Below are 22,777 nucleotides of genomic sequence, written 5' to 3'. Positions count from 1 at the left end.
CCTTTGTAGTAATACTAGTTAATAAAAAATATACAAAAACACTGCGAAAATCATTCTTGAGTTTCGCAGTGTTTTTTGCGTAATGACTCAAGTTTATTGGGTAATACTTTGATTTTCTTTCTACAAATAATCAGCGATCAGTTGTAATTTTTTCTCTAGTTTTAATGGCTCTTTGTCAATAAGGAGAAAAACAAGTCGGGTCTTTTGTCTCGGAAAGCTTCAACCAACTCGTGAATAAAGGTTACGCTTCCTTGAAAGGCGTGGAAAAACCAAGTAATCGATCAATCACCAATTTCGCATTTGGTAGAACATGTTTGGTGAGCTGAAAGTAGGTGGCGTTCATGTCTGTAACTAAGAATTCTATTTCTTTAGGATTAGTGCAGCTAAGGAAATAGTTTGTTAATCGAGGAATTTTTTGTGTAGGTAAATTTTCTCGATTAATTTTTCTGTCTCGCCATCCGCGGAAATAAAACTCAGTTTATCCTCAACGGAAACGTGAGAACGAAATTCACAACCCTCAACACTCAAGACAGAATTCTTTTGGAAGACTTTGGTAAATAGCTTTTCAACTCTTTCAATGTGCGAATAACGGTTGTCAAAGATACCTAACAACTTTTCGAAATAAAAAATAGCGACACTTTTTCAGTCAGTAAAGAAGTGATTTTATGTCTGACATGATTTGAAATCGAGTGCCTTGGACGGATAAAATAACTTTGAGCGGTCCAATGGCTTCGACAGTTTTTACAGGTATAGCGCTGCTTTTTTAGGCGTATAACCATTGGCATATGATTATATTATTCAAAGTGGACAATGGTTTCCTTCTTCTTGTTTTTCACCACCATTAATTTCCTATTTCCATCTACCACAGCAGAACCACAATTTCTACAGACACATGGAGCAGGGAAGAGAACTGCAGCAACGATCAATGTTTTTTTCTTCTGTAAGGTTTCGTAAGAGACCTCTGTAATCATCAAATTTTTGTCTATTGATCTCAGAATTTTTTTGATAGAACCATTCATAAAGCATATCGTTCTCTCAGTTGTTTATTTTGTGGTGATTTAATCATACAAGAAAACGATATGTTTTTTTATAAAAACATGAATAGGAAAAATAGTTGACAAGAAAATGACAACGCCATATGATGTTCCATAGTATTTACAACCTGTCATAGATGACTGTAAAAAATAAAAGTAAAAAGAAAGGACGACAACAGGTGGATTTTTATCAGTCTCTACAACTAGATCCGTTTATTTTAAAACAAAAAATACGAGAAGCAGCTTCTAAAAAAGAAAAGTGCATGTATATTTGTTCATTGTTTTTACGATCATTATTCATCGTATTGTTTGCCATTTGTTTTATCATTATAATTACAACATTATTTGAATCGAAGCATAAACCATACGCTGTGGTTTTATTCTGTATGTTGATGAGTATTCGTTTTGTTGACTTTGGTTATAAGATTTCCCATTCGATCATAGGTTTAGCAATCGTCATGTTCTCACTATTAGTAGCACCGTATGTCCAGCTGATCAAATGGTCAGTTATGGGCATGTTGATTCATTTTATTTTACTAAGCAGCATATTAATGGCAACCGCTAGTGATCCCAAAATGGGGAATGCTTCTTTGTACGGCTTTTCATATCTCTTTATTGTTTATTCGTTACCTAAAGATTCGTTGAACAAGAATTTCTTTACACAAACAAGTAGCTTATTATTTTTGTTTTTTTGTTGGTTTTCAGTTCTCCTTTACAGAAAACATCGAGAAAAGAACAAAGACAAAAGCTTGTTTAAAGAGATTTTTTTGAAAGGCATGTATTCGCAGGAAAAAATTTGGATGCTCATCTATGCATTTGGCATTAGTCTTTTGATCGTTGCAAGAGAGTATGTCCCTTTTCAGCGATTGATGTGGGCAGGGTTTGCATTTTCTTCTATTGTATCTAGCTATGGATTGATGTCGATTGGTTTCAAAGAACGAGCAGTAGACCGAATCATTGGCTCATTGATTGGATGTGTTTTATTTATTGGTATCAGCCAATTTATTCCTTTTAACTGGATCGGTATATTAGGTGGTCTAGCTTTAGGTGTTTGTTCTACCTATAGATATAAAACAGTTTTTAATTGTTTTGGTGCTTTGGCAATCACTGCCAGTTTATTCGGGGTTCCAGGAGCAGTAACGATCCGCATTTTTGAGAATATCCTTGGGGTATGTTTAGGAATCATGTATATTGGGGTGACTGAAATACTTATCCGAAAAATAAGAGAAAAACACGGTTTGAATCATTAGATGAGATCGAATAAAAAATAAGGAAAAAGTGAAGATACACATGGATGATAAATTGCTATCATTCCATGTGTATCTTTTTACGGTAAATCAGTGAAACGTTCGACTTTCATTTTTAATTTATACTTTTTACGGAGTTCGTTTATTTGAGCCATCATTTCGGATTTGTGATGCTTTTCGATTGCTTCTTCATCTTTCCAACGGTCGATCAGTAAAAGAGATTCTGGATCTTCTAGTGGAAAGTAATAGTCATATTTCTCGTTTCCTTCTTCTGCACGAATCGCTTTGACAATGTTTCTTTCGACCATTTCTTCTGCAAATTTTCTGGCTTGTCCATTTGTACTTGTATACAAAATATTCACTGTGATACTCACTAAATCCCCTCCTGAAAAAATTCTATCACTAGTATATCACGGTGCCAGAAATTATTATTCAAGATATGATACACATTTTTTCCGCAATGCTACGGAAATATATATTTTGAATAGAAAACGCTTACAAGATATGCTTGGTTTATAAAAATAAAAGGAGTGATTGATTTATGAAAAAAGCATTGATTATTTGTGCGGCAGGAATGTCATCCTCGATGATGGCCTCAAAGACAACGGATTTCTTTAAGCAAAAAGGAGAAGAGGTACTCGTAGATGCAGTTTCAGCTACAGAAGGCGATAATATGATTAAGAATAGTGATTTTGATTTATTTCTGATCAGCCCGCAAACGACGATGTTTTTGGATAAATTCAAAAAATTAGGAGAATCTGTTGGAAAGCCTGTTGTTAGTATACCTTTCCAAGCGTATGTCCCAATCCCTACAGGCATCCAGAAGTTAGCAGAGGTGATCGAAGAGAACATATGATGGAATAGGAGTGGATGATAATGAAACAGAAGGAAAAATTGCTGTTGAGATATTTGATTGATCACAAGAAGGAGTATGTCACCAGTCAACGTTTAGCTTCTGAATTGTTATTATCTGATCGGACAATCCGTAATTACTTGCAGCGGATCAAAGAGTTAGTAGAAAAAAACGGAGGTAAGATCATTTCTAAACCAGGTTATGGCTACCAACTGCATATTTTACAAAGACTGACATTTGACTTGTTTTTGAGTCGGCAAGAAATAGTACCTGGATATGCTAGAGAACCGCAAGGATTTTATGAGTCCGAAGATCGACAAAAGTATATATTGAACCAATTGCTTTTGGAAGATGCCATTCTTTTTATGGATGATTTGGCAGAAGAGCTTTATATCAGTCGTTCCAGTTTGACAAAGGACATGCAAGAAATCAAGGAGCGATTGATTCCATATTCACTAAAAATCGTTTCTAAGCATGGTCAAGGGACATGGATCGAAGGGGAAGAAAGAAATCGACGGCATTTTATCATGGATACTTTTTTTGGAAACCATTATGGAAATTCATTGAAAGAATATTTAGGACAAAGCCGTTTTTTCCCAGACATCAGTTTTGAAGAGCTAGTCATTATCATTCTCGATGAAACAAGAGAAGCTAAGTTAAAAGTTTCGGATTTTATCATACAGAATCTGACTTTACACTTGGCTTTGGGGATCAAACGGCTCCGAGAAGGGTTTGAAATCAAGGAATTAGGCATCGAACAAGAAGTTTCTAAGCGAGTAGAGTATCAAGTGGCGCAGCGGATCGTTCAACGTATTGAGGTAATCGCAGGTGTATCGTTTCCCGAAGAAGAAGTTGCTTATTTGACATTACATCTCATGGCTAAGTCGAATCACAAAGAAAATCAAAATAATCAGGAACTATCAAAGGAATTAGCGAAAGTTCTGAAAAGATTGTCTCAGGAATTTCATTTTTCATTAGTAGAGGATCTCCAGCTTTTCAATGGACTACTCGATCATTTGTCACCGATGATGATTCGATTGAGCCGAGGTATTCGCATTGAGAACCCATTGACTGAGGAGATAAAGAAAGAAAATCTCAAAGTCTTTGACGCAGTAAAAAGGCATTTCAGCAACATGCCGGCTTTGAAAAACTATACCATCAATGAAGATGAATGGGCCTATTTGGCTTTGCATCTCATGGCGGCATTGGAAAAAGAAAGAGCTGCGCATAAACTACATGCATTGATTATCTGTGCAACGGGTTACGGCAGTGCCCAACTATTAAAGAATCGTGTAGTCAGTGAATTCGGTAAAAATATTACAGTGGTAAGTGTAAAAGGCTATTATGAGATCAATGAAACAACTTTAAAAGGAATCGACCTGATTATTTCTTCTATTGATCTTTCGACAATGTTTTTCAAAATTCCAGTTTTACATGTCAGTATTTTTTTGAATGAAGATGATGTTCGTAAAATACGAAAGGTAATTGGAGAATCTATACCCTATCATTCCTCAGATAGACCGATACCAGCATTTTCTCTACAGCAAAAAAAGCAGATTTACACCGAACAGTTGTCTGAAAAATTTTTCAAGACTTATACGTACGAACCGAAAAAGGAAGAAATTCTTCATGATTTGCTGCAAAAGCTGAGCATAAATGAAGAAGAAGGATATATAAGAGAAATGCGAAAGCAGATCCAGCAACGTGAAAATATGGGACAAATCATATTCAGTGATACAGTGGCAGTCCCACATCCCGCTGTTCCAGTTGGAATCGAAACAAAGGTAGCCGTTGCATTGATTCCTTCTGGGATGCAGTGGGATCAGTATCAAGAAATTCATTTTGTTTTTTTAGTTTCGCCTTCTTATATCGAAAATGAAGGAATTACGGTCGTGACTAAAGCAATCGTTAGGTTAGTTGACCAGCTAAAAGTACAGCAGGAAATCTTAGCTGAACCTATTTTTGAGAATTTCAGCAGTAAATTTATCAAACTGATCGAATAAGGAGGAAAACAGATGGCTGAAAAAATAAACAGTGAAACACTACAAGTGACTTCTTTTGATATCATTTTCCATAGCGGAAATGCACGGACACTGATACATGAAGCATTTCGCTCGATGCGTAAAGAGATGTTTGAAGAAGTAGAAGAGAAGTTGCGACAAGCAAATGAAGAGATTCTTCATGCGCATCAGTCACAAACTCAACTTCTGAAAGAATATGCCAGCGGGACAAAAATAGAAATGGAAATTATCATGGTCCATGCACAAGATCATCTGATGACGACGATGACATTATTGGAAGTTGCACAGGAAATGAATTATTTGTATCAAAAAAATAAATAGAAAGGAAGGATCATTGTGCAGGATACAGTAAAAAGGAAAATCGAATTAGAAAAAAAGCAACTTAGTTTGAAAAACATGTATTTCAATCGTTATCTAATCGTACGTTACCTGACTGCCTTTTTCTTTTTCATGAACATGCAATGGATGATTCTGCTTCTATCAGCTAAAAGTTTAGGAAGTAGTTTACCGATGATTCTGATTTTAGCTATTTTGCCTGCAGTAGGAGAACAAGTAAAGCTTTATCGAAAACACCAAACGAACGTTCCATGGACAAAGTGGTATTTTTTGTTCCAGATTGTCTTTAATTTATTATTGATTCCAGTGTTGTTTACCTCAGGATTTACATTCTTGTATCCTTTTATGGCAAATAACAATGGAGGACAGTTATTTGTTTTCATTCTTGTTGTAAGCGGTATTTTTACCAGTGTATTTATACAGTATCGTTTAAAGAAAATTTCACTCAACCAAGACCAACAGTATATCCGTATTAAACAATATGAAAAAGCGTTATATTTAGGAAAGGAGAATAACTAATGTTTGATTTTTTGCAGAAATACCTGATGGGACCTATGGGGAAAATTGCGCAACTTAAAATCGTTCGGGCTGTCATGGCAGCGGGGATGGCTTCTATTCCTTTCACGATTGTAGGCTCGATGTTTTTGGTTTTAAATATTTTGCCATTACCGTTCCCATTTTTAGAAGGATTTTTTAATGCAACTTTTTTCAAAGTTAGTGACTTGTACATGATCGTCAATACAATGACGATGGGGATTTTATCTATTTACTTTGCCATTGTGTTTGCTTATGAATTAACGTCAATTGAACGAGATGAACAAAAATTAAATGTTAATCCGCTCACGGGGGCATTACTATCTGTTTTTGCATTCTTTATGTGTATCCCTGAATTGATCATGACTGATGGTAAAATCAGCTTGATTGCTTCTATCAATGAGACAGAAACTGTAGTAAATGGTATTAGGATGGGCTCTTTTGTCGAACGTTTAGGAACTTCAGGAATCTTTACAGCTATTATTATGTCGATTATTGCGGTCGAATTGTATTGTATGTGTGTCAAGAGAAATTGGGTCATAAAAATGCCAGATGTTGTTCCGCCAGGAGTTTCTCGTTCTTTCACTGCTCTGATCCCAACATTTGTCATTGCGTTTGTGGTGATGATCATCAATGGATTATTAGTTGCACTAGGAACGGATATCTTCAAAATGATTGCTATCCCATTTGGGTTTGTTACGCAGTTGACGAATACATGGCTTGGTGTCATGGTGATTTATTTCTTGATCCATGCATTGTGGATCGTAGGGATCCATGGAGCGAATATCATCACTTCTTTCTTGACCCCGATCGTATTAGCTAATATGGCAGCTAACGCACAAGGCGCAAATTATCCGTTGGCAGGAGAATTCAACAATTCTTATGTAACCGTTGGTGGATCAGGTGCGACTTTAGGATTGATCATCTTTATTGCATTCCTCGCGAAATCTGATCAGCTGAAAGTGTTAGGAAAAGCCTCACTTGTACCAGGATTATTCAATATCAATGAACCAATCATTTTCGGGATGCCAATCGTCTACAATCCCTATTTAGCGGTTCCGTTTTTCTTAGCTCCGATGGCTTCTGCTACACTCGCTTATTTTGCCATTCGGCTGGAAATCGTCAAACCGATGCTTGCACAGATGCCGTGGCCTTCACCAGTCGGGATCGGAGCATTTGTTGGTAGTGGTGGTGATTGGAAAGCGGCTGTGTTAGCAGTCATTTGTGCAATCATCGCATTCATTATCTGGTTCCCATTTATCAAATTCTATGATAATAAATTATTAAATGAAGAAAGAGAAAAGGCAGCAGAATTAGCTAGTGAAAAGTTAAAATGATTTCTAAGAAAAAAGGAACTGTGACAAAAAATCACAGTCCCTTTTTTTCTTAGAAATGGGAAACCACTAGTATATAAATACCATTATTCTTCAATCAACCGCTTCACGATTGCATAATCCCCTTCATAAGGTTCATCTACACCATTGATTTTTTGATAGGGATCCACGCCTTTTCCCGCAATAACGACTGAATCTTGCGGAGCGCTTTCTGCTAAAGCGCGTCGAATCGCTTCAGGACGATCCATTTCATAATGAACGATCAAATCTGGATTAGTAATTGCTTCATTGATTTCTTCCGCGATTTTTTTCGGATCTTCAAATGCTGGGTCATCTGCCGTCAAAAAGGCGATGTCAGCTGTTTCTGATAGCACTTTTCCAAAATCATGTCGACGGGAGATTGCTTTGTTTCCTGGGCTGCCTAATACAACAATTACACGGCCATCTGGATGTTCATTTTTGGCAAATTCCAGCAATGTTTTCAAGCTTAGATAATTATGTGCGTAGTCCACATAGACATGCGCTCCATTGGATTGGATCAATTGATCCATTCGGCCTGGTACACGAGCTTCTTTTAATCCGTCTTGTGCATCTTGACTGGAGGCACCTGTTAGTGCTGCGGCAATGATCGCACTGGCTGCATTTTCTTGGTTGAATCCTCCAGCCAGCAAAATATCATAAGCAGTATCGCAGATAGCTAAGCGATCTTCATGAGAAGATAAAGTAAAACCGTGAGTACCTTTATCTGAACGGATCACTTGATAATTGCTTTCTTCCGAACGACCATAAGTGATCGTTGGAATCTGGAATAGATCGGCTGTTTCCCTAAGTAAATCAAAATAGTCACTTTCATGATTTAAAACAACTGTTTTTGAATTCAAGATCAATTGTCGCTTGCAATAGAAATAGTCATCAAATGTCGGATGTTCGATCGGACTGATATGGTCAGGCGAGATATTCAAGAAGATTCCGACATCTAAAGTCAAGCCGTATACGCGTTGTGTTTTGTAAGCTTGTGAAGAAACTTCCATCACTAGATGAGTCATACCATTTTCAACTGCTTCTGACATCATACGATATAAATCTAATGACTCAGGCGTTGTCAAATGGGATTTGAAATATGTTTTGCCATTTAACGTTGTATTCATAGTAGAAAGCAATGCTGTTTTTTTATTTGTTGTGTGATCCAAGATTGCTTTTGTAAAGTACGCAGCAGTTGTTTTACCTTTTGTTCCAGTGAATCCGATCACTTTCAATTTATTTTGCGGATAGTCGTAAAAAGCCATAGCAAGAAGCGCCATTGCTTTACGGATATCCGTTACGATGATTCCTACTGCTGAATTTTCGTATGGCTGTTCTGATACATAATATTGAATACCCTGTTCGATTGCTGAATCCAAATATTCTTCTTTGAAATTCATTCCTTTACAGAAAAACAAAGTAGAAGCATCAGCTTTTCTTGAATCATAACTTAACTGAAGAAATTCAGCTTTTTCTGGTACATCAAGATGCCAGCCTCTTGTTGAAACAAATTCTTTTAATAGATTTTCTTTTAATAGTAAATGACGGATGTCTTCTAAAGAGAAGCTCATTGATTGATCCCTCGCTTCATTCAATTTCTTGGTTTATTATAGCACACTCTTTTTAATATATCGTTTGTTTCCGCTATGACAAAATCCAGCTTTATTCAAATTTTCTTGACACAGGGGACAAGCGGATGAGTATTTTCATAAACAATGAACTGACTGTAATAGATAGGAGAACGAATAGTGTCTCCAACAATCCAAAAACATAATAATTCAAAAAGACGATAAGACTATTGGTAAGTAAAAGTCCTTGCGGCATTGGAAGCCGAAAAAATTTGTGGAAAATAATCGGCGGTATCGTTATACCGCCATTTGAGGCCCCGACTGTGTACAATGTGTAAACCCCAAGACTGAACAAAAGACTTCCTGAAATCAGTGAAAAGAAATGTGAGGAGATCATTTCCACTTTTGGAACAATCTCTAAAACAACAGGAAAAAGCAGACTTCCCGCTACAGTCTTAAAAAATACTGATTTTCCTAATAGGACAGCGGCTAGAAGCAGCATCATAAGATTGATGCTCCAAACAGTAACTGAGCGTTGGATAGAAAAGGCCGTTTCAACTAAATGTCCGATGGCGCCCACTCCGGCGGAAGCTATATCGTGAGGGAGCAAGAACCAATTCAATCCAACTGTGATAAAGAAAAGACCTAAAAATATAACGGGTAGTTTTTTTATTTCTTGTGTCATTGATATCTCCTATAAATGTTAGCCATAAAAGGCTGTATATTTCTTTACTTTACCAAAAAAACGAAACCGAATTCAAAAAAACAATTGTTCTTATAAAAGTTATATAAAATCGATTGCCAGTTTCTGTTTTACCAATTAAAATGATAGTAATGTTTTGTAGAAAGTTGGAATCTGACCGATGGATAATCAAAGAAAACCAGCATTAGATCAATTAACACCGCAAGAAAAAATGGCACGAGGCTCTGCTTGGATGACCGCCAGTAATATCATTTCAAGATTGCTAGGCGCTGTCTATATCATTCCCTGGTATGCTTGGATGGGCGAAAATGCTAAGGCTGCCAATGGATTATTCAATATGGGATACAATATATATGCATTGTTTCTACTGATCTCTACAGCAGGAATACCTGCTGCGATTGCAAAACAAACTGCACGCTATAATTCATTGAATGAATATGGCACTTCACGACGATTATTTATCCGTGCATTACAGATGATGGGCGGGTTAGGCCTGTTGTTTGCTTTGTTCATGTACATCGCCTCTCCTTGGCTAGCTCATGCTTCTGGTGGCGGAGAAGAACTGATTCCAACGATGCGTTCTTTGAGTATCGCTGTATTGGTTTTTCCTTGTATGAGTGTGATACGAGGGTATTTTCAAGGCAATCAAGAAATGATGCCTTATGCGCTGTCGCAGATTGTAGAACAGGTGGCACGTATTTTTTATATGCTATTGACTACATTCATCATCATGAAAGTCATGGATGGTGACTATGTGACGGCGGTCACGCAATCAACTTTCGCGGCATTTATCGGTATGCTAGCAAGTATTCTTGTCCTTTTGTATTTTTTGAAGAAACATCAAGCGTATACATCGGCGTTTATTCACTACAGCGAAAACAAAGTAAATATTGCAACGAAGGAATTGTTGTTAGATACCGTTAAAGAAGCGATTCCGTTTATTATTGTGGGTTCAGGAGTAACGATCTTCAAATTAGTCGATCAGTTCACTTTTATGAAGATCATGTCTGCATCCACCGAGTATTCCAATGCACAGTTACTGGATCTTTTTTCGATTTTTAGTGCCAATCCAGATAAGTTGACGATGGTAGTTATCGCATTGGCAACATCGATCGCGTCTACTGGGTTACCGTTGATTACAGAAGCTGTTACGTTGAAAGATCGAGTAGGTCTGGCAAAATTGACAAGCGGAAATTTACAGTTGTTTTCATTTTTTATGTTTCCGGCGACATTTGGTGTTATGTTACTTGCCTATCCGCTAAATACATTATTTTATACACCGGATTCTCTAGGAAGTAATGTACTGATCCAAGCAAGTTTTGTAGGACTCTTCCTAGGACTATATATGCTAGTTTCCAACATGCTGCAAGGAATGTTTGAAAACAAGGCGGCAATTAATTATTTGGTTATTGGGTTTCTAGTGAAACTCCTTCTTCAATACCCAGCCATTCGTTTATTTGAAGTATACGGCCCTTTATTGGCGACAATGATCGGATTTGCTGTGTCTTGTACCTTGATCTTAAAGAGAATCCATGAAGTAGCCCGCTTTAAACCAAGTTTTGTCTGGCGCAGGACATTGCTGATCTTTATTCTTACCTTGATTATGCTTTTGGCTTCGTGGATCACAAAGATGATTTTTGGTGCTTTTTTAAACGAAGATAGCAAATTCCAGTCTCTATTGTTGATTCTTGTAGTAGCAGGTATAGGGGCTTTAGTGTATGGTTATTTAGCTTTGAAAATCCGCTTGGCAGAAAGACTACTAGGACCAGGAATAGCGCGTTTACGACATAAATTAAAAATAAAATAAGTGAATCAGAAGAGCTAGATTGATGCTCTTTTGAAATGGGGGAAACGCATGCGTTTAGATAAGTTTTTAGCAGATATGGGACTTGGCAGCCGCAAAGAAGTCAAAGGATTGATCAAAAAAGGAACGATCGAAGTCAATGGACAAGTGGTGAAAAGCGATAAAGCGCAAGTAAATGAATTCGAAGATGCGGTTACTTATTTAGGAGAAATCATTACGTATCAAAAAGATTTTTACTACATTTTGCATAAACCTGCAGGAGTCATTTCTGCTACTCAGGATAATCATGATCAAACCGTAATCGATTTATTGGAAGACCAGGATTATCGGGAAGATCTTTTTCCAGTCGGCCGATTAGATAAAGACACAGAGGGCCTCTTGATTTTAACGAATGACGGGGTGTTTGCCCATCAGTTACTATCACCTAAAAAACATGTGGAGAAAGAATATCTAGCTGAGGTTAGCGGTATAATGACAGAAGAAGATATCCGTTTATTTGCAGAAGGACTGATTATTGATGGCGATGAGCAGACATTGCCGGCAAAACTCCAAATTGATCAAGTAGATCAAGAGACAGAAACTTCAATTATCCGTCTGATTTTGCATGAAGGAAAGTTTCACCAAGTTAAGCGAATGGTCAAAGCAGTAGGAAAAGAAGTCTTATATTTAAAAAGAATCCGTATGGGAAAATTTTGGCTGCCTAAAGATTTGAATAAAGGGCAATATCGTCCCATGACCAAAGAAGAGCTAGAACAAGTGAGAGAAAAATAATTGAATGGATAGCTAAAAGAATAAGCAGAGTAGTTGTAGCGCCATCTGAAAAGCAGACTTGTCCGTCTGACTTTCGGATGGCTTTTTTGTGAAATTTCGGCTTATTTCCGTAGAAGCTACTTCTGGAACACCGTTTGTTCGGAATAAGGGACTGTGACAAGACTTTTGTCACAGTCCCCATTGTTCCTTGTGACTCAGAGTTAGATAGTAAGGACACGATCTCCCTAATACTCAGGCCAAAACGCTGAATTCACAACCTCTGATAAACGGTGTTCAATCAGCTGACCCTCGGTATTAGCTCAAAAAACGGCAAAATATGAGGAACTATTTTCCCGTTTTTTTCTCTAATACTCAGGCCAAAACGCTGAATTCACAACCTCTCCTATACTTTGTTTCATTTTCCCTATACTTTGTTTATTTATTCTCATTATTGAAAGCGCTATAATTACGTTGCGAATGAATCGAAAGGGGTTTTTAGATGAAAAAACGAAAGGGGTTCAATCATTTTTTTATGAATCTATGGCGTTATAAAGCACTTGTCCTGATGGCTGTACCGGGTATGCTTTGGATGATTTTTTTCTTTTACATACCTGTAATGGCGAATGTCGTAGCATTCAAAAATTTTCATATTTCAGCAGATGGGTTCTTGGCTAGCTTGAGGGAAAGTCCTTGGGTGGGCTGGGAAAATTTCAAATTTTTATTTTCTTCGGATCAAGCATTTCTCATCACTAAAAATACAATTTTATATAATGTAGCATTTATCCTTTTGAATCTGCTGATCTCAGTCGTATTTGCAATCATTATGAGCGAGTTGAGAAATAAACGACTCGTTAAAGTTTATCAAACGATGTCCTTACTACCTTATTTTCTATCTTGGGTCATTATCAGTTACTTTGTTTACGCTTTTTTAAGTCCTGACAAAGGAATATTCAATCAGTGGATCACTGGACATGGAGGAGAAGCTGTCAATTGGTATAATGAACCGAAATATTGGCCGTTTATCTTGGTGTTCATTGGTACATGGAAAGGGATTGGTTATAACAGCATTATTTACTTTGCATCTGTTATGGGAATCGATCCGACTTATTATGAAGCTGCTATGGTTGATGGAGCTAGCAAATGGCAGCAGATCAAACATGTGACGATACCACAACTTATTCCACTAATGACGATTTTAACGATTTTAGCCGTAGGAAACATTTTCCGAGCTGATTTTGGCCTGTTTTATAACATTCCTAGGAATTCCGGTGCATTATATGATGTGACTCAAGTTTTGGATACGTATATCTACAATGGCCTGACATCCACAGGAGATTTTGGTATGACGGCTGCTGCAGGACTTTACCAATCAGTTGTCGGCTTTGTCTTGTTGATGATCACAAATACGATCGCCCGACGTTTTGATAGCGATTCTGCATTATTCTAAGGAGGAAAAAAATGAAAAAAAAGAAAGTGGAGAGAGTCCAAGTCCGCTCTTTCAATAAGACGGCTAATTTTTTCTCTAATATAATGATTGCACTCTTTGCTATTTCCTGTATTTTGCCATTTATATTTGTTATCGCCATCTCTTTTACCGATGAGTCCATATTGTCGACTCACGGGTACAGTTTTTGGCCAGAAAAGTTCAGTATATTTGGTTATACGTACTTGTTCGACCAGATGCAGGATAAAATTTTCCAAGCGCTTTTCGTCACTGTACTTGTTACTGTTTTAGGTACACTGATCAATAGCACGGCTACTTCTTTATATGCTTATGCGATTTCACGGTCAAACTTTCCATTCCGTCGTTTTTTTACCGTTTTTTGTTTGATTACGATGTTGTTCTCACCAGGGATGGTGGCCAATTATCTTGTTATGACAAATCTTCTTCAGTTAAAAGATACGATTTGGGCATTGATCTTGCCAATGGCTGTCAGTCCCTTCAATATTATTGTGATGCGCACATTCTTTAAACGTTCGGTCTCTGATTCGATTATTGAATCGGCACGGATCGATGGAGCTAGCGAACTGCGAATATTTGTTCAGATCGTTTTACCGTTAGCTGTTCCAGGTATTGCGACAATCAGTTTATTTGCCGCATTGGGTTACTGGAATGACTGGTTCAATGCTTTACTATACATCCAAGATGATAAGCTAGTTCCACTACAGTATCTTTTGATGAAAATCCAAAGTAATATTCAATATCTGACACAAAATTCAGGAGCAGGAAGCCAATTGACAGGCGGATTAGCCTCAGTTCCAGGAGAATCTGCCAGAATGGCGATCGTAGTCATCTCGACGTTGCCTATTGCGATCAGCTATCCATTTTTCCAGAAGCATTTTGTCAAAGGTCTAACAATCGGCGGAGTAAAAGAATAAAGAAACAAAAATATAAATCATAAAATTAGGAGGAAGAAAAATGAAGTTATGGAAGAAACTAGCCTTTACAGGTGTTTCAGCGTTGTTGTTGGGAACATTAGCAGCATGCGGAGGTTCTGGTTCTAAAGACCAGGCAGAAGCTAGCAATTCGGACACTTTGCAGATGTATCAAATCGGAGATAAACCAGATAATTTCGATCAATTGATGGAAGTAGCAAACAAACGAATCGAAAAAGAGATCGGTGTAAAAGTCAATATTAATTACATTGGCTGGGGCGATTACGAAAAGAAAATGAACGTCATCATTTCTTCCGGGGAAAATTATGATATCGCCTTTGCGAACAACTATGTTTCCAATGCCCAAAAAGGAGCCTTTGCTGATTTGACTGAATTAGCGCCTAAGTACGCTGAAAAAGCTTATAATGATTTAGATGAAGCATATATTAAAGGAAATCTGGTCAATGGAAAATTATATGCTTTCCCAGTCAATGGAAATGTCTTTGCTCAACAAGTACTTACTTTTAACAAAGCTTTACTAGATAAATACGATCTTTCAATTGATGGAATCCAATCTTACGCTGATGCAGAAAAAGTCTTGAAGGAATTCCATGAAAAAGAACCAAACACGGCAGCTTTTGCCATTGGACAAGGCTTCAAAGTCCAAGGGAACTTTGATTATCCTTTAGGGAATACGTTACCGTTTGCTATTGATCTGGATGGAGATGATTCGAAAATCATCAACCAATACGATAATGAAACGTATATCGGACTGTTACGTACAATGCATAGCTGGTACAAACAAGGACTCATTCCAAGTGACGCTGCAACGAGCAATAAGGATTATCCACTAGAAGGAAATACTTGGCTAATGCGTGGAGAAACACAAGGACCGTATGATTATGGCGATACGATTTTGACAAATGCAGCAAAACAAGAACTTGTTTCAAAAGCAATTACTGTTCCACTAAAATCTACAGCTCAAGCACAAATGGCAAATTTTGTCGTATCAAATACTTCAAAAAATAAAGAAAAATCAGTAGAGCTTCTAGGGCTGCTTAACAGTGATCCAGAATTATTGAATGGGCTTGTTTGGGGGATCGAAGGAGAAGCATGGGAAAAAGTCGATGGTTCAGATGATAAAATCAAATTGCTAGATGGTTATCAGCCAAATACACATATGTCTGCTTGGAATACAGGAAACAACAAGATTCTATATACACAAGAGTCTATTACGGATGACATGATTGCCAAACGTGATCAATCGATTGCTGATGCAGAAACTTCACCGATTTTAGGATTCAGCTTCAACACTGACAGTGTCAAAACAGAATTAAGTAATATTTCTAATGTCATGAATCAATATTTAGATGGATTGAATACAGGGACTGTTGATCCAGATGAAACATTACCGAAATTGAAAGACGCTTTGGACAAGGCTGGCTATGATAAGGTATTGAAAGAAATGCAAAAACAATATGATGAGTTCCGACAAGAATAATAATGAATAAAGACAAAGGGGTTGTGACAAAAGACGTGTCACAACCTCTTGTTCCGAATAAACGGTGTTCAAAAGCCAGTTTCTCGGTATTAAGCTAAATATATGTAAAAATGTGGAAAGCCATATTCACAAAATTTTTCTTACTACTCGAAACTAAGCGGCTATTTCACAACCTCTTGGTAAACGGTGTTCAATCAGCTGACCCTCGGTATTCGCTCACAAAACGACAAAATATGAGGAACTATTTTTCCGTTTGTTTCTCTAATAATCAGGTCAAGGTGCTGATTGCCCAACCTTTTTTTGTATAATGAGAAAGTATAAACTTAATGTTTGGAGGAGAAGATATGTTAGGGAAGGTTTTGGAAGAGTTATTTATCCGGATCTGGGTCGTTATAAAACTAACCTTGTATTTCTGGATATATACATTTGCCGGCGGGATCATCTTTGGATTAGGTGCGGCATGGAAAACAGTCAATGAACTATTTTATTTGTACGGATTCGAGTATAAAGAAATCACAATAAAAAGAGGCTGGAATATATATAAAAGAAATTTTTTAAGAGGCAATCTGCTATTTAGTTTATTTTTATCTGGTACTGCTTTATTGAGTTACAATTTATATTTATCTGTTCAAATCAAAGGGCTCATTTTTTTAGCTATTGATTTTATTTTACTTTTTGCCTTACTCTGCCTATTTGCTACTTATCAATACAGTATGATTTTAGATAGTGAATATACGATCTCTGTTCCTAATCTGCTAAAGCTAAGTTTTATTTCGGTTTTTTCCAGCTTTTCGTCTTTTCTAAAAATAATTATTGGTAGCGGTATAATTTTAGGCGTGACTTGGCAATTCAAAGGATTGATCCTGTTTGGTGTCATTGGTCTTTTGACAGTTTGGAATGGTACGATGACAACACACTGGCGTGAAGAATTAGATAAACAGTTGGAAAGTTATGAATAAGTTTCGGATTCTATTTTCAAAAGGAACCTTACTCAATCGTCTGTTGCGGAAATACGCGGTTATCATGATCGGTGTAACGATGACTGCTACCGTTATTTTTAGTATCCATACTTGGGAACAAAATCAAAAACAGGCAGAAAACATGACAAGTGATGCCGTTCAAAGCACAAGCAGAATGCTGAATGATAAAACAACCTTGAGTAGGATCATCAAAAACCAGCTTGTAGGGAATTCCGAAAAGATCGAAAATGTGACGACCTACTTAACAAAACCCATAGATCAGTATCTGATGTATGTATACGAACAGCAAAACAGTACCGATGAATTAGTTTCTTTCCCAAATCAAATCAAAGATCTCTACGCAAATTATGAAGAACTAAGTGCGATATATATCGTGTTGAATCAACTACCGGAGTATTATGAATCTTCTAGAGAAAACAAAGGTGGGAAAATAAAAAAGGGGACACCAAAATTACTAGACGCTTTTTATATCAAGTTGCCTATCACACAAGGAGGAGCTGAGTCAGGAAGTATTTTTATTGGTTTTCAAAAGAAAGAACTAGATATGATTTTAGAAAATCTAACGTCATTCAATGGACTCTCTTTATACATGATTTCTGGAACGACAAATCGACTATACACATTCCATGATAATAAAATAGCTAAAGAAACGTTTGAAAGACAAGAAATGATCATCACAGAGAGTCTGCAGAAAAATTCACAATTGCCGATTGACGATCTGGAAAAAAACAATTTTGTTCAACACCAAGAACTGTCTGATGATTATCGTATATTAGCTGTACTAGATAAAAAAAGTGTAAAAATCGAAACGGGAAAAAATCTTGCCCCGCTGATCATTGGTATCATTATTTTAGACAATATATTGCTTATCTTTCTTTATAAAACATTCAAGCGATATTCACAGCAAGTATCTATCGTCATGCAGGCCATGGATCAAACAGCAGCAGGGAATTTAGAGACGCGGATCGACATAACAAACACGGAATATGAACTGAAGGAACTTTCAATCGGTATCAACGAAATGTTGGATAGCATCAATCAGTTTGTAGAAGACATCTACAAATTAGAAATCAAACAGCAAGACGCACATATGCGGGCGCTTCAAGCACAGATCAATCCACATTTTTTATATAATACATTAGAATATATCCGAATGTATGCAATCAGCGAAGGAAGTGAAGAATTAGCAGATGTTGTATATGCGTTTTCCGCTTTGCTTCGAAACAATACGAATCAAGAGAAAACGATCACTTTAAAAGAAGAACTGGACTTTTGCGAAAAATATGTCTATTTGTATCAAATGCGTTATCCTAATCGAGTAGCCTATCATTTTATGATCGATCCTGATTTGGAAAAGATCGAAGTACCTAAATTTGTGATCCAGCCATTAGTTGAAAATTATTTTAAACACGGTATTGATTTTACTCGATTCGATAATGCGCTAAGTGTCAAAGTCTTGCAGGAAGGCAAACGGGTAAGGATCATCATCAAAGATAATGGAAAAGGGATGACTGAAAAACGGCTAAAACAGATTGAAGAAAAACTGTCTCATCCTAAAGTGGAACTTCACGGATCTATCGGTCTGCAAAACGTGAATGAACGTTTACGTGCCAGCTTCGGCAGCAGTTATTATATGTCGCTTGAGAATAATGAGACAGGTGGACTGACCGTTTCTATTACATTCAAGGAGGGATGAGCGTGTATCAAGTGTTATTGGTAGATGATGAATACATGATTTTGAATGGGTTAAAAAAGATAATTGATTGGCAAAGTTTAGGCTTTCAAATAGTAGCAACAGCAGAGAATGCCAAAGAAGGACTAGCTGTACTTGAACAGCGACAGATTGATTTAGTAGTAACGGATGTGACAATGCCAGAAATAAATGGACTGGAATTTATTGAAGCGGCTCAAAAAGAACGTCATAATTTTGAATTTATGATTTTATCAGGATACCAAGAATTCGATTATTTGAAAGGAGGTATGCAATTAGGCGCCGTGAATTATTTGATGAAACCCGTGAATAAGTTCGAATTGGTTGAAAGCCTCAAGAAAATCAAAACACGGTTAGATCAGCAAAATGAACAAAAAAATCAACAAGAAATCTATCAAGAACTGTTATTCAGTCAATGGTTGAATGAAGAATTGGATGAAATAAGTGAAGAAGAAATAATAGGACAAATAAGTGAGAAGCAGCATAGGATAGTATTGATTCAACTGGCAAGAACTCATGATACTCTTATCAATAGATGGTTGCAAGAACGGCAACAAATCTTTTACTATCAACGAAATTACGGAGACCGTGTATTGATCACGTTGTTGTTGGAGACAGATGAAGTTGATGGCTTCTGTTGTTTTGTTCAAGAAAACTTTCCTGATCAGGAATGGCTGATCAGTATCGGGGAAGAGACAGATTCTTTGGACAAAATCCCTGAAACATTCCAACAAGCGAAAGACAATCTACAGTTGCATCAATTTTATGGAGATAAAGACGAGCATGTTTTTTACGCAGTACAAGCAGAAACAAAAGATCAAACCATCGATTTTTCAAGTTTCAGACGCGTGCTGCAAAATAAACAATTGGAAGTCGCTCAAAAAATGATCACTGATTTTTTTGAACAGTTTCAGTTAGCAGCCATGATGCCGGAAGATATACGATATTCCAGTTTTTTACTGTTTATGGAGATTCAACGGGAATTGATTGATCTGGAAGATGAGGAATATTTACAAGGAATCGAAAAAATCCATCAGGCAAAAACGGTGCAAGAACTTCAGCAGCTACTTCTGTCATTCATCAAAAAGCATCAGAGACAGAAAAAGTACAGTGACAATGTGGAAAAAGTAATCGTAATCCTGCACCAGCATTATCAAGAACCACTTACACTCAAAGAAGTGTCAGAAAACCTGCATTTAAATGTCATGTATCTAGGACAGCTGTTCAAAAAAGAAACGAAAAAAAGTTTTTCAGCTTATTTGAACCATTTACGTATGGAAAAAGCGAAACAACTGCTTTTGCACAGTAATCAAAACATCAATGAGATAGCAAGTGAGATTGGCTACAACAACACCACGTATTTCTCTAAATTATTCAAGAAAATCGTCGGCAGATCCCCTAAAGAGTACCGAGAAAACAGTGGAGAATCATAAAAGAAAAAGCCAATGTAATGAAATAACTTATAAAAAATTGTCTAGAAATCTAATTTTTGGCTGTTCTTATTACTTGAGGCAAGGCAGCTTTTTCACGACCTCTCCACTAAACGGTGTTCAATCAGCTGACCCTCGGTATTAGCTCAACAAATGGCAAAATATGAGGAACTATTTTGCCATTTGTCTCTCTAATACTCAGGTCAGAACGATGATTTCACAACCTCTCAATAAACGGTGTTCAAAAGCTTGCATCTGCGGTAATAAGCCCAACCAAACGAAAAATATGAGGAGCTATTTTTGCTTGGCTGTTCTTATTACTTGATGCAGGGCAGCTTTTTCACAACCTCTTGTTAATTATAGTTTGATAAGGAAAAAGGCAAATCTTTTGCTTGATATTTCTTAGGGTGAGGGACGATTCCTAATTGGTAAGAGATCGTGCCGCCTTTCAGCAAATCTTGATGGGTAAAATATAATTTCGTATATTCTTTGTCCATCCGTTTGATTTTATGGATAAATTGTTGCTGCGGCCGATTAGGCGTTGCTTCAATCGTCAATTCCTTTCCATTTGACAAAAGCAAAACAGCCTTGTCAATTAATGGCATACCGATAACATATTCACCGGTTCCAGGCGTGACAGGATAAAATCCCAGACTATTGAAGATATACCAAGCAGCCATACTTCCATTGTCCTCATCTCCAGGGTAACCCATTGGAGAATCGTCGAAGGTCTGAGTCATCAACTGTTTAAGCAGTGGCTGTGCCATTTCAGGTTGTCCTATATAACTGAACAAGTAAGGATAGTGAAAACTTGGCTGGTTTGAAATAGCTAATTGTCCAAATTCTATCGCGGCCATCTCACTCATTTCGTGGATCTCAAAACCATATCCTCCTGGGTCAAACGTTGGGGGCTGATTGCACAGCTCAATGAGTTTTTCTTTATATCTCTCACTGCCACCATATTTTCCGATCAGTCCTGAAAAATCGTGATAAACAGCAAAGCTGCTTTGCCAAGCACTTCCTTCTGCATAATCTTGTCCCCAACGATTAGCTGAAAATGGTTCTCTGAACTTGCCATCTTTATCTTTTGAACGCATAAATCCTGACTCATAGTCAAAGATATTTTGATAGTTCAATGATTGCTGCTGATATTTCTTCGTCATTTCCTCCTCTTCTAGTACCTTGGCAACTTGGCTAATACAAAAATCGCTATAAGCATAGTCTAATGTGTGATTGACTGATTCGTGGTAGTGATTAGGAACATAGCCATATGTCAAGTAATCTTCTGTTCCTTGTCGTCCATAATTTGGATGTTTGCTTTGAACCGTAGCACCTTTTTCCATTGCCGTTAGAAATTCAGGCATCAAGTCTCGTCGGATATCTTTTACAGCAGCATCTGCAATGACCGCATCGATCAATGTCCCAGGCATAAGTCCACGTTCATCAGGAGACAGCCATTTTGGCAAATAGCCACTTTCTCTATAGCTGTTCAAAAAGCCTTCCAGCATTTCTTCGTATTTTTCTACAGCAATCAAAGAATAAAGAGGATAAACCGTTTTATACGTATCCCAAAACCCATTATTTGTATAGAGAACACCAGGTTTTATAGATCGACTAGTCGTATCATAGTGGATTTTTTGCCCACTAGGATCAATTTCATAAAATGTTTGTGGAAATAAAAACACCCGATATAAATTATGATAAAACGTCCGCAATTGTTGTTGATCATGGTGTGTGAGCTGTATACGATCAAAATAGGACTGCCATTGTTCTTGACTGTGAGCAAGGTAAGTCTCTTTGCTTTGGTTTTGTTCTAGTTCCAGGTTATAAGCTGCTTGTTCCGAGCTGATAAAAGATGTCCCAAATCGGATAGTTTGTTTTTTTGTCTGTTCAAAATACAACGGGATCGAGTCGCTATTTTTGTTGGAAACAGCTAACTCATCAATTGTTAAAGGATATTCAAATCTCAATATAAAATAAAAAGAAAAATCAGGATCTTCTGAACCAGCAAAATGTGTGATTTTTCCTTCCACTGTGTAAGGATCTATAACAAAGAGCTGATGGCGTCCCGGAAAGGATAAAAGTAAACCGCTGTCATTTTTGCTGTAATCAATAGATAAGATTCCGCCATACATGCTAGGTATCAATGTAGAACAGATGCCATAACGTAATTGACAGAGCGACAGATGAGTCGGGCAAAATATACTTTCTTCTGGGCGGTAAGAACTTTGAGCATGGAAAAGGGTGTTCTCCTGTAGTTTTCCATTGATCGGCGTAAACAGCATATGACTGAAATCACCCATCCAAGGACTTGGTTGATGGGTAAGACGGTAGCCTTGAAAAACGCGGTCATCAGGATGAAACCACCAGCTGCCGTTTTGATCCGTAGTTTGCGGTGCAAAATAATTCATCCCAAAAGGAACGCCAGTATAAGGCTGGCAGTTCCCATTAGAGAAATTTGGCTGATTCGCTGTTGCATGTCTAGTATCTATTTGACCGATATTCATTTTATTTCTCCTTTGTTGATTGTCTTTTGATGAATGAAACTGGAAATTTACTATCGGATGGTCGATC

Annotated in this window: 18 protein-coding genes and 1 pseudogene; 14 read left to right on the top strand and 5 right to left on the bottom strand. The window is 37.2% G+C overall.

Features of this window, described 5'->3' with window-relative positions; translation table 11 throughout:
* Positions 1–170: 170 nt before the first annotated feature.
* Positions 171–1,019 (bottom strand): annotated as a pseudogene (locus DIZ30_RS13675) (transposase); the annotation flags it as partial.
* A gap of 152 nt (positions 1,020–1,171) precedes the next feature.
* On the opposite strand from DIZ30_RS13675, the gene DIZ30_RS07180 reads away from it, so the two are divergent.
* Positions 1,172–2,284, top strand: coding sequence for an FUSC family protein (locus DIZ30_RS07180; protein ID WP_050375899.1), 1,113 nt, complete (start codon positions 1,172–1,174; stop codon positions 2,282–2,284).
* Between the two features lie 77 nt (positions 2,285–2,361).
* On the opposite strand, the gene DIZ30_RS07175 is transcribed toward DIZ30_RS07180, so the two are convergent.
* Complete coding sequence (locus DIZ30_RS07175; RefSeq protein ID WP_002285944.1) at positions 2,362–2,655, bottom strand: antibiotic biosynthesis monooxygenase family protein; 294 nt, start codon at positions 2,653–2,655, stop codon at positions 2,362–2,364.
* A 167-nt stretch (positions 2,656–2,822) separates the two neighbouring features.
* Between DIZ30_RS07175 and DIZ30_RS07170 the strand changes: the two genes are divergently transcribed.
* Genes DIZ30_RS07170 through celB form a run of 5 tightly spaced genes read left to right on the top strand, consistent with a single transcriptional unit; the run spans position 2,823 to position 7,362 of the window.
* On the top strand, positions 2,823–3,137 hold the full coding sequence (locus tag DIZ30_RS07170) for a PTS cellobiose transporter subunit IIB (protein WP_002297720.1): 315 nt from the start codon (positions 2,823–2,825) through the stop codon (positions 3,135–3,137).
* A gap of 20 nt (positions 3,138–3,157) precedes the next feature.
* Entirely contained in the window at positions 3,158–5,137 is a 1,980-nt protein-coding gene (locus tag DIZ30_RS07165) for a transcription antiterminator (protein ID WP_109023162.1), read from the top strand.
* A 12-nt stretch (positions 5,138–5,149) separates the two neighbouring features.
* Positions 5,150–5,476 (top strand): PTS cellobiose transporter subunit IIA, encoded by a 327-nt coding sequence (locus tag DIZ30_RS07160; protein WP_002285954.1) that lies wholly within the window; start codon positions 5,150–5,152, stop codon positions 5,474–5,476.
* A gap of 15 nt (positions 5,477–5,491) precedes the next feature.
* The gene (locus DIZ30_RS07155) at positions 5,492–6,010 is read left to right on the top strand and encodes a hypothetical protein (RefSeq protein WP_109023161.1); all 519 of its coding nucleotides are present in this window, start codon (positions 5,492–5,494) and stop codon (positions 6,008–6,010) included.
* Positions 6,010–7,362 (top strand): PTS cellobiose transporter subunit IIC, encoded by a 1,353-nt coding sequence (celB, locus tag DIZ30_RS07150; RefSeq protein WP_002285961.1) that lies wholly within the window; start codon positions 6,010–6,012, stop codon positions 7,360–7,362. Before DIZ30_RS07155 ends, celB begins: the two co-directional genes overlap by 1 nt.
* An 83-nt stretch (positions 7,363–7,445) precedes the next feature.
* Here the strand turns inward: celB and DIZ30_RS07145 are convergent, their stop codons facing one another.
* Positions 7,446–8,951 carry a UDP-N-acetylmuramoyl-L-alanyl-D-glutamate--L-lysine ligase gene (locus tag DIZ30_RS07145; protein WP_002297725.1) on the bottom strand — a complete coding sequence of 502 codons (1,506 nt, stop codon included), beginning with the start codon at positions 8,949–8,951 and terminating at the stop codon, positions 7,446–7,448.
* A gap of 91 nt (positions 8,952–9,042) precedes the next feature.
* The gene (locus DIZ30_RS07140) at positions 9,043–9,633 is read right to left on the bottom strand and encodes a YitT family protein (protein ID WP_002285964.1); all 591 of its coding nucleotides are present in this window, start codon (positions 9,631–9,633) and stop codon (positions 9,043–9,045) included.
* A gap of 178 nt (positions 9,634–9,811) precedes the next feature.
* Here DIZ30_RS07140 and DIZ30_RS07135 point away from each other — a divergent pair, with 178 nt between their 5' ends.
* From DIZ30_RS07135 to DIZ30_RS07095, 8 genes are all read left to right on the top strand, one after another.
* The gene (locus tag DIZ30_RS07135; RefSeq protein WP_002297727.1) at positions 9,812–11,458 is read left to right on the top strand and encodes a polysaccharide biosynthesis protein; all 1,647 of its coding nucleotides are present in this window, start codon (positions 9,812–9,814) and stop codon (positions 11,456–11,458) included.
* A gap of 48 nt (positions 11,459–11,506) precedes the next feature.
* Positions 11,507–12,226 carry a pseudouridine synthase gene (locus DIZ30_RS07130; RefSeq protein WP_002285969.1) on the top strand — a complete coding sequence of 240 codons (720 nt, stop codon included), beginning with the start codon at positions 11,507–11,509 and terminating at the stop codon, positions 12,224–12,226.
* Positions 12,227–12,704: 478 nt separating this feature from the next.
* On the top strand, positions 12,705–13,652 hold the full coding sequence (locus DIZ30_RS07120) for a sugar ABC transporter permease (protein ID WP_002285971.1): 948 nt from the start codon (positions 12,705–12,707) through the stop codon (positions 13,650–13,652).
* A gap of 11 nt (positions 13,653–13,663) precedes the next feature.
* On the top strand, positions 13,664–14,584 hold the full coding sequence (locus DIZ30_RS07115) for a carbohydrate ABC transporter permease (RefSeq protein WP_002285972.1): 921 nt from the start codon (positions 13,664–13,666) through the stop codon (positions 14,582–14,584).
* 40 nt (positions 14,585–14,624) lie between these two features.
* Positions 14,625–16,082 (top strand): ABC transporter substrate-binding protein, encoded by a 1,458-nt coding sequence (locus tag DIZ30_RS07110; RefSeq protein WP_002285974.1) that lies wholly within the window; start codon positions 14,625–14,627, stop codon positions 16,080–16,082.
* Between the two features lie 344 nt (positions 16,083–16,426).
* Positions 16,427–17,041, top strand: a complete 615-nt coding sequence (locus tag DIZ30_RS07105; RefSeq protein ID WP_002297732.1) for a DUF624 domain-containing protein — start codon at positions 16,427–16,429, stop codon at positions 17,039–17,041.
* Positions 17,034–18,758, top strand: coding sequence for a sensor histidine kinase (locus DIZ30_RS07100; RefSeq protein ID WP_002297733.1), 1,725 nt, complete (start codon positions 17,034–17,036; stop codon positions 18,756–18,758). Before DIZ30_RS07105 ends, DIZ30_RS07100 begins: the two co-directional genes overlap by 8 nt.
* Positions 18,755–20,206 (top strand): response regulator transcription factor, encoded by a 1,452-nt coding sequence (locus tag DIZ30_RS07095; protein WP_025478712.1) that lies wholly within the window; start codon positions 18,755–18,757, stop codon positions 20,204–20,206. Before DIZ30_RS07100 ends, DIZ30_RS07095 begins: the two co-directional genes overlap by 4 nt.
* Before the next feature lie 350 nt (positions 20,207–20,556).
* Here the strand turns inward: DIZ30_RS07095 and DIZ30_RS07085 are convergent, their stop codons facing one another.
* Positions 20,557–22,710, bottom strand: a complete 2,154-nt coding sequence (locus DIZ30_RS07085; RefSeq protein WP_002297735.1) for a GH92 family glycosyl hydrolase — start codon at positions 22,708–22,710, stop codon at positions 20,557–20,559.
* Positions 22,711–22,777: the final 67 nt, after the last annotated feature.

The sequence above is a fragment of the Enterococcus sp. H57 genome (genome assembly GCF_003112495.1).
In the GTDB taxonomy this organism is placed as follows: domain Bacteria; phylum Bacillota; class Bacilli; order Lactobacillales; family Enterococcaceae; genus Enterococcus_B; species Enterococcus_B faecium.
This window is presented reverse-complemented; position numbering and strand designations above follow the sequence as displayed.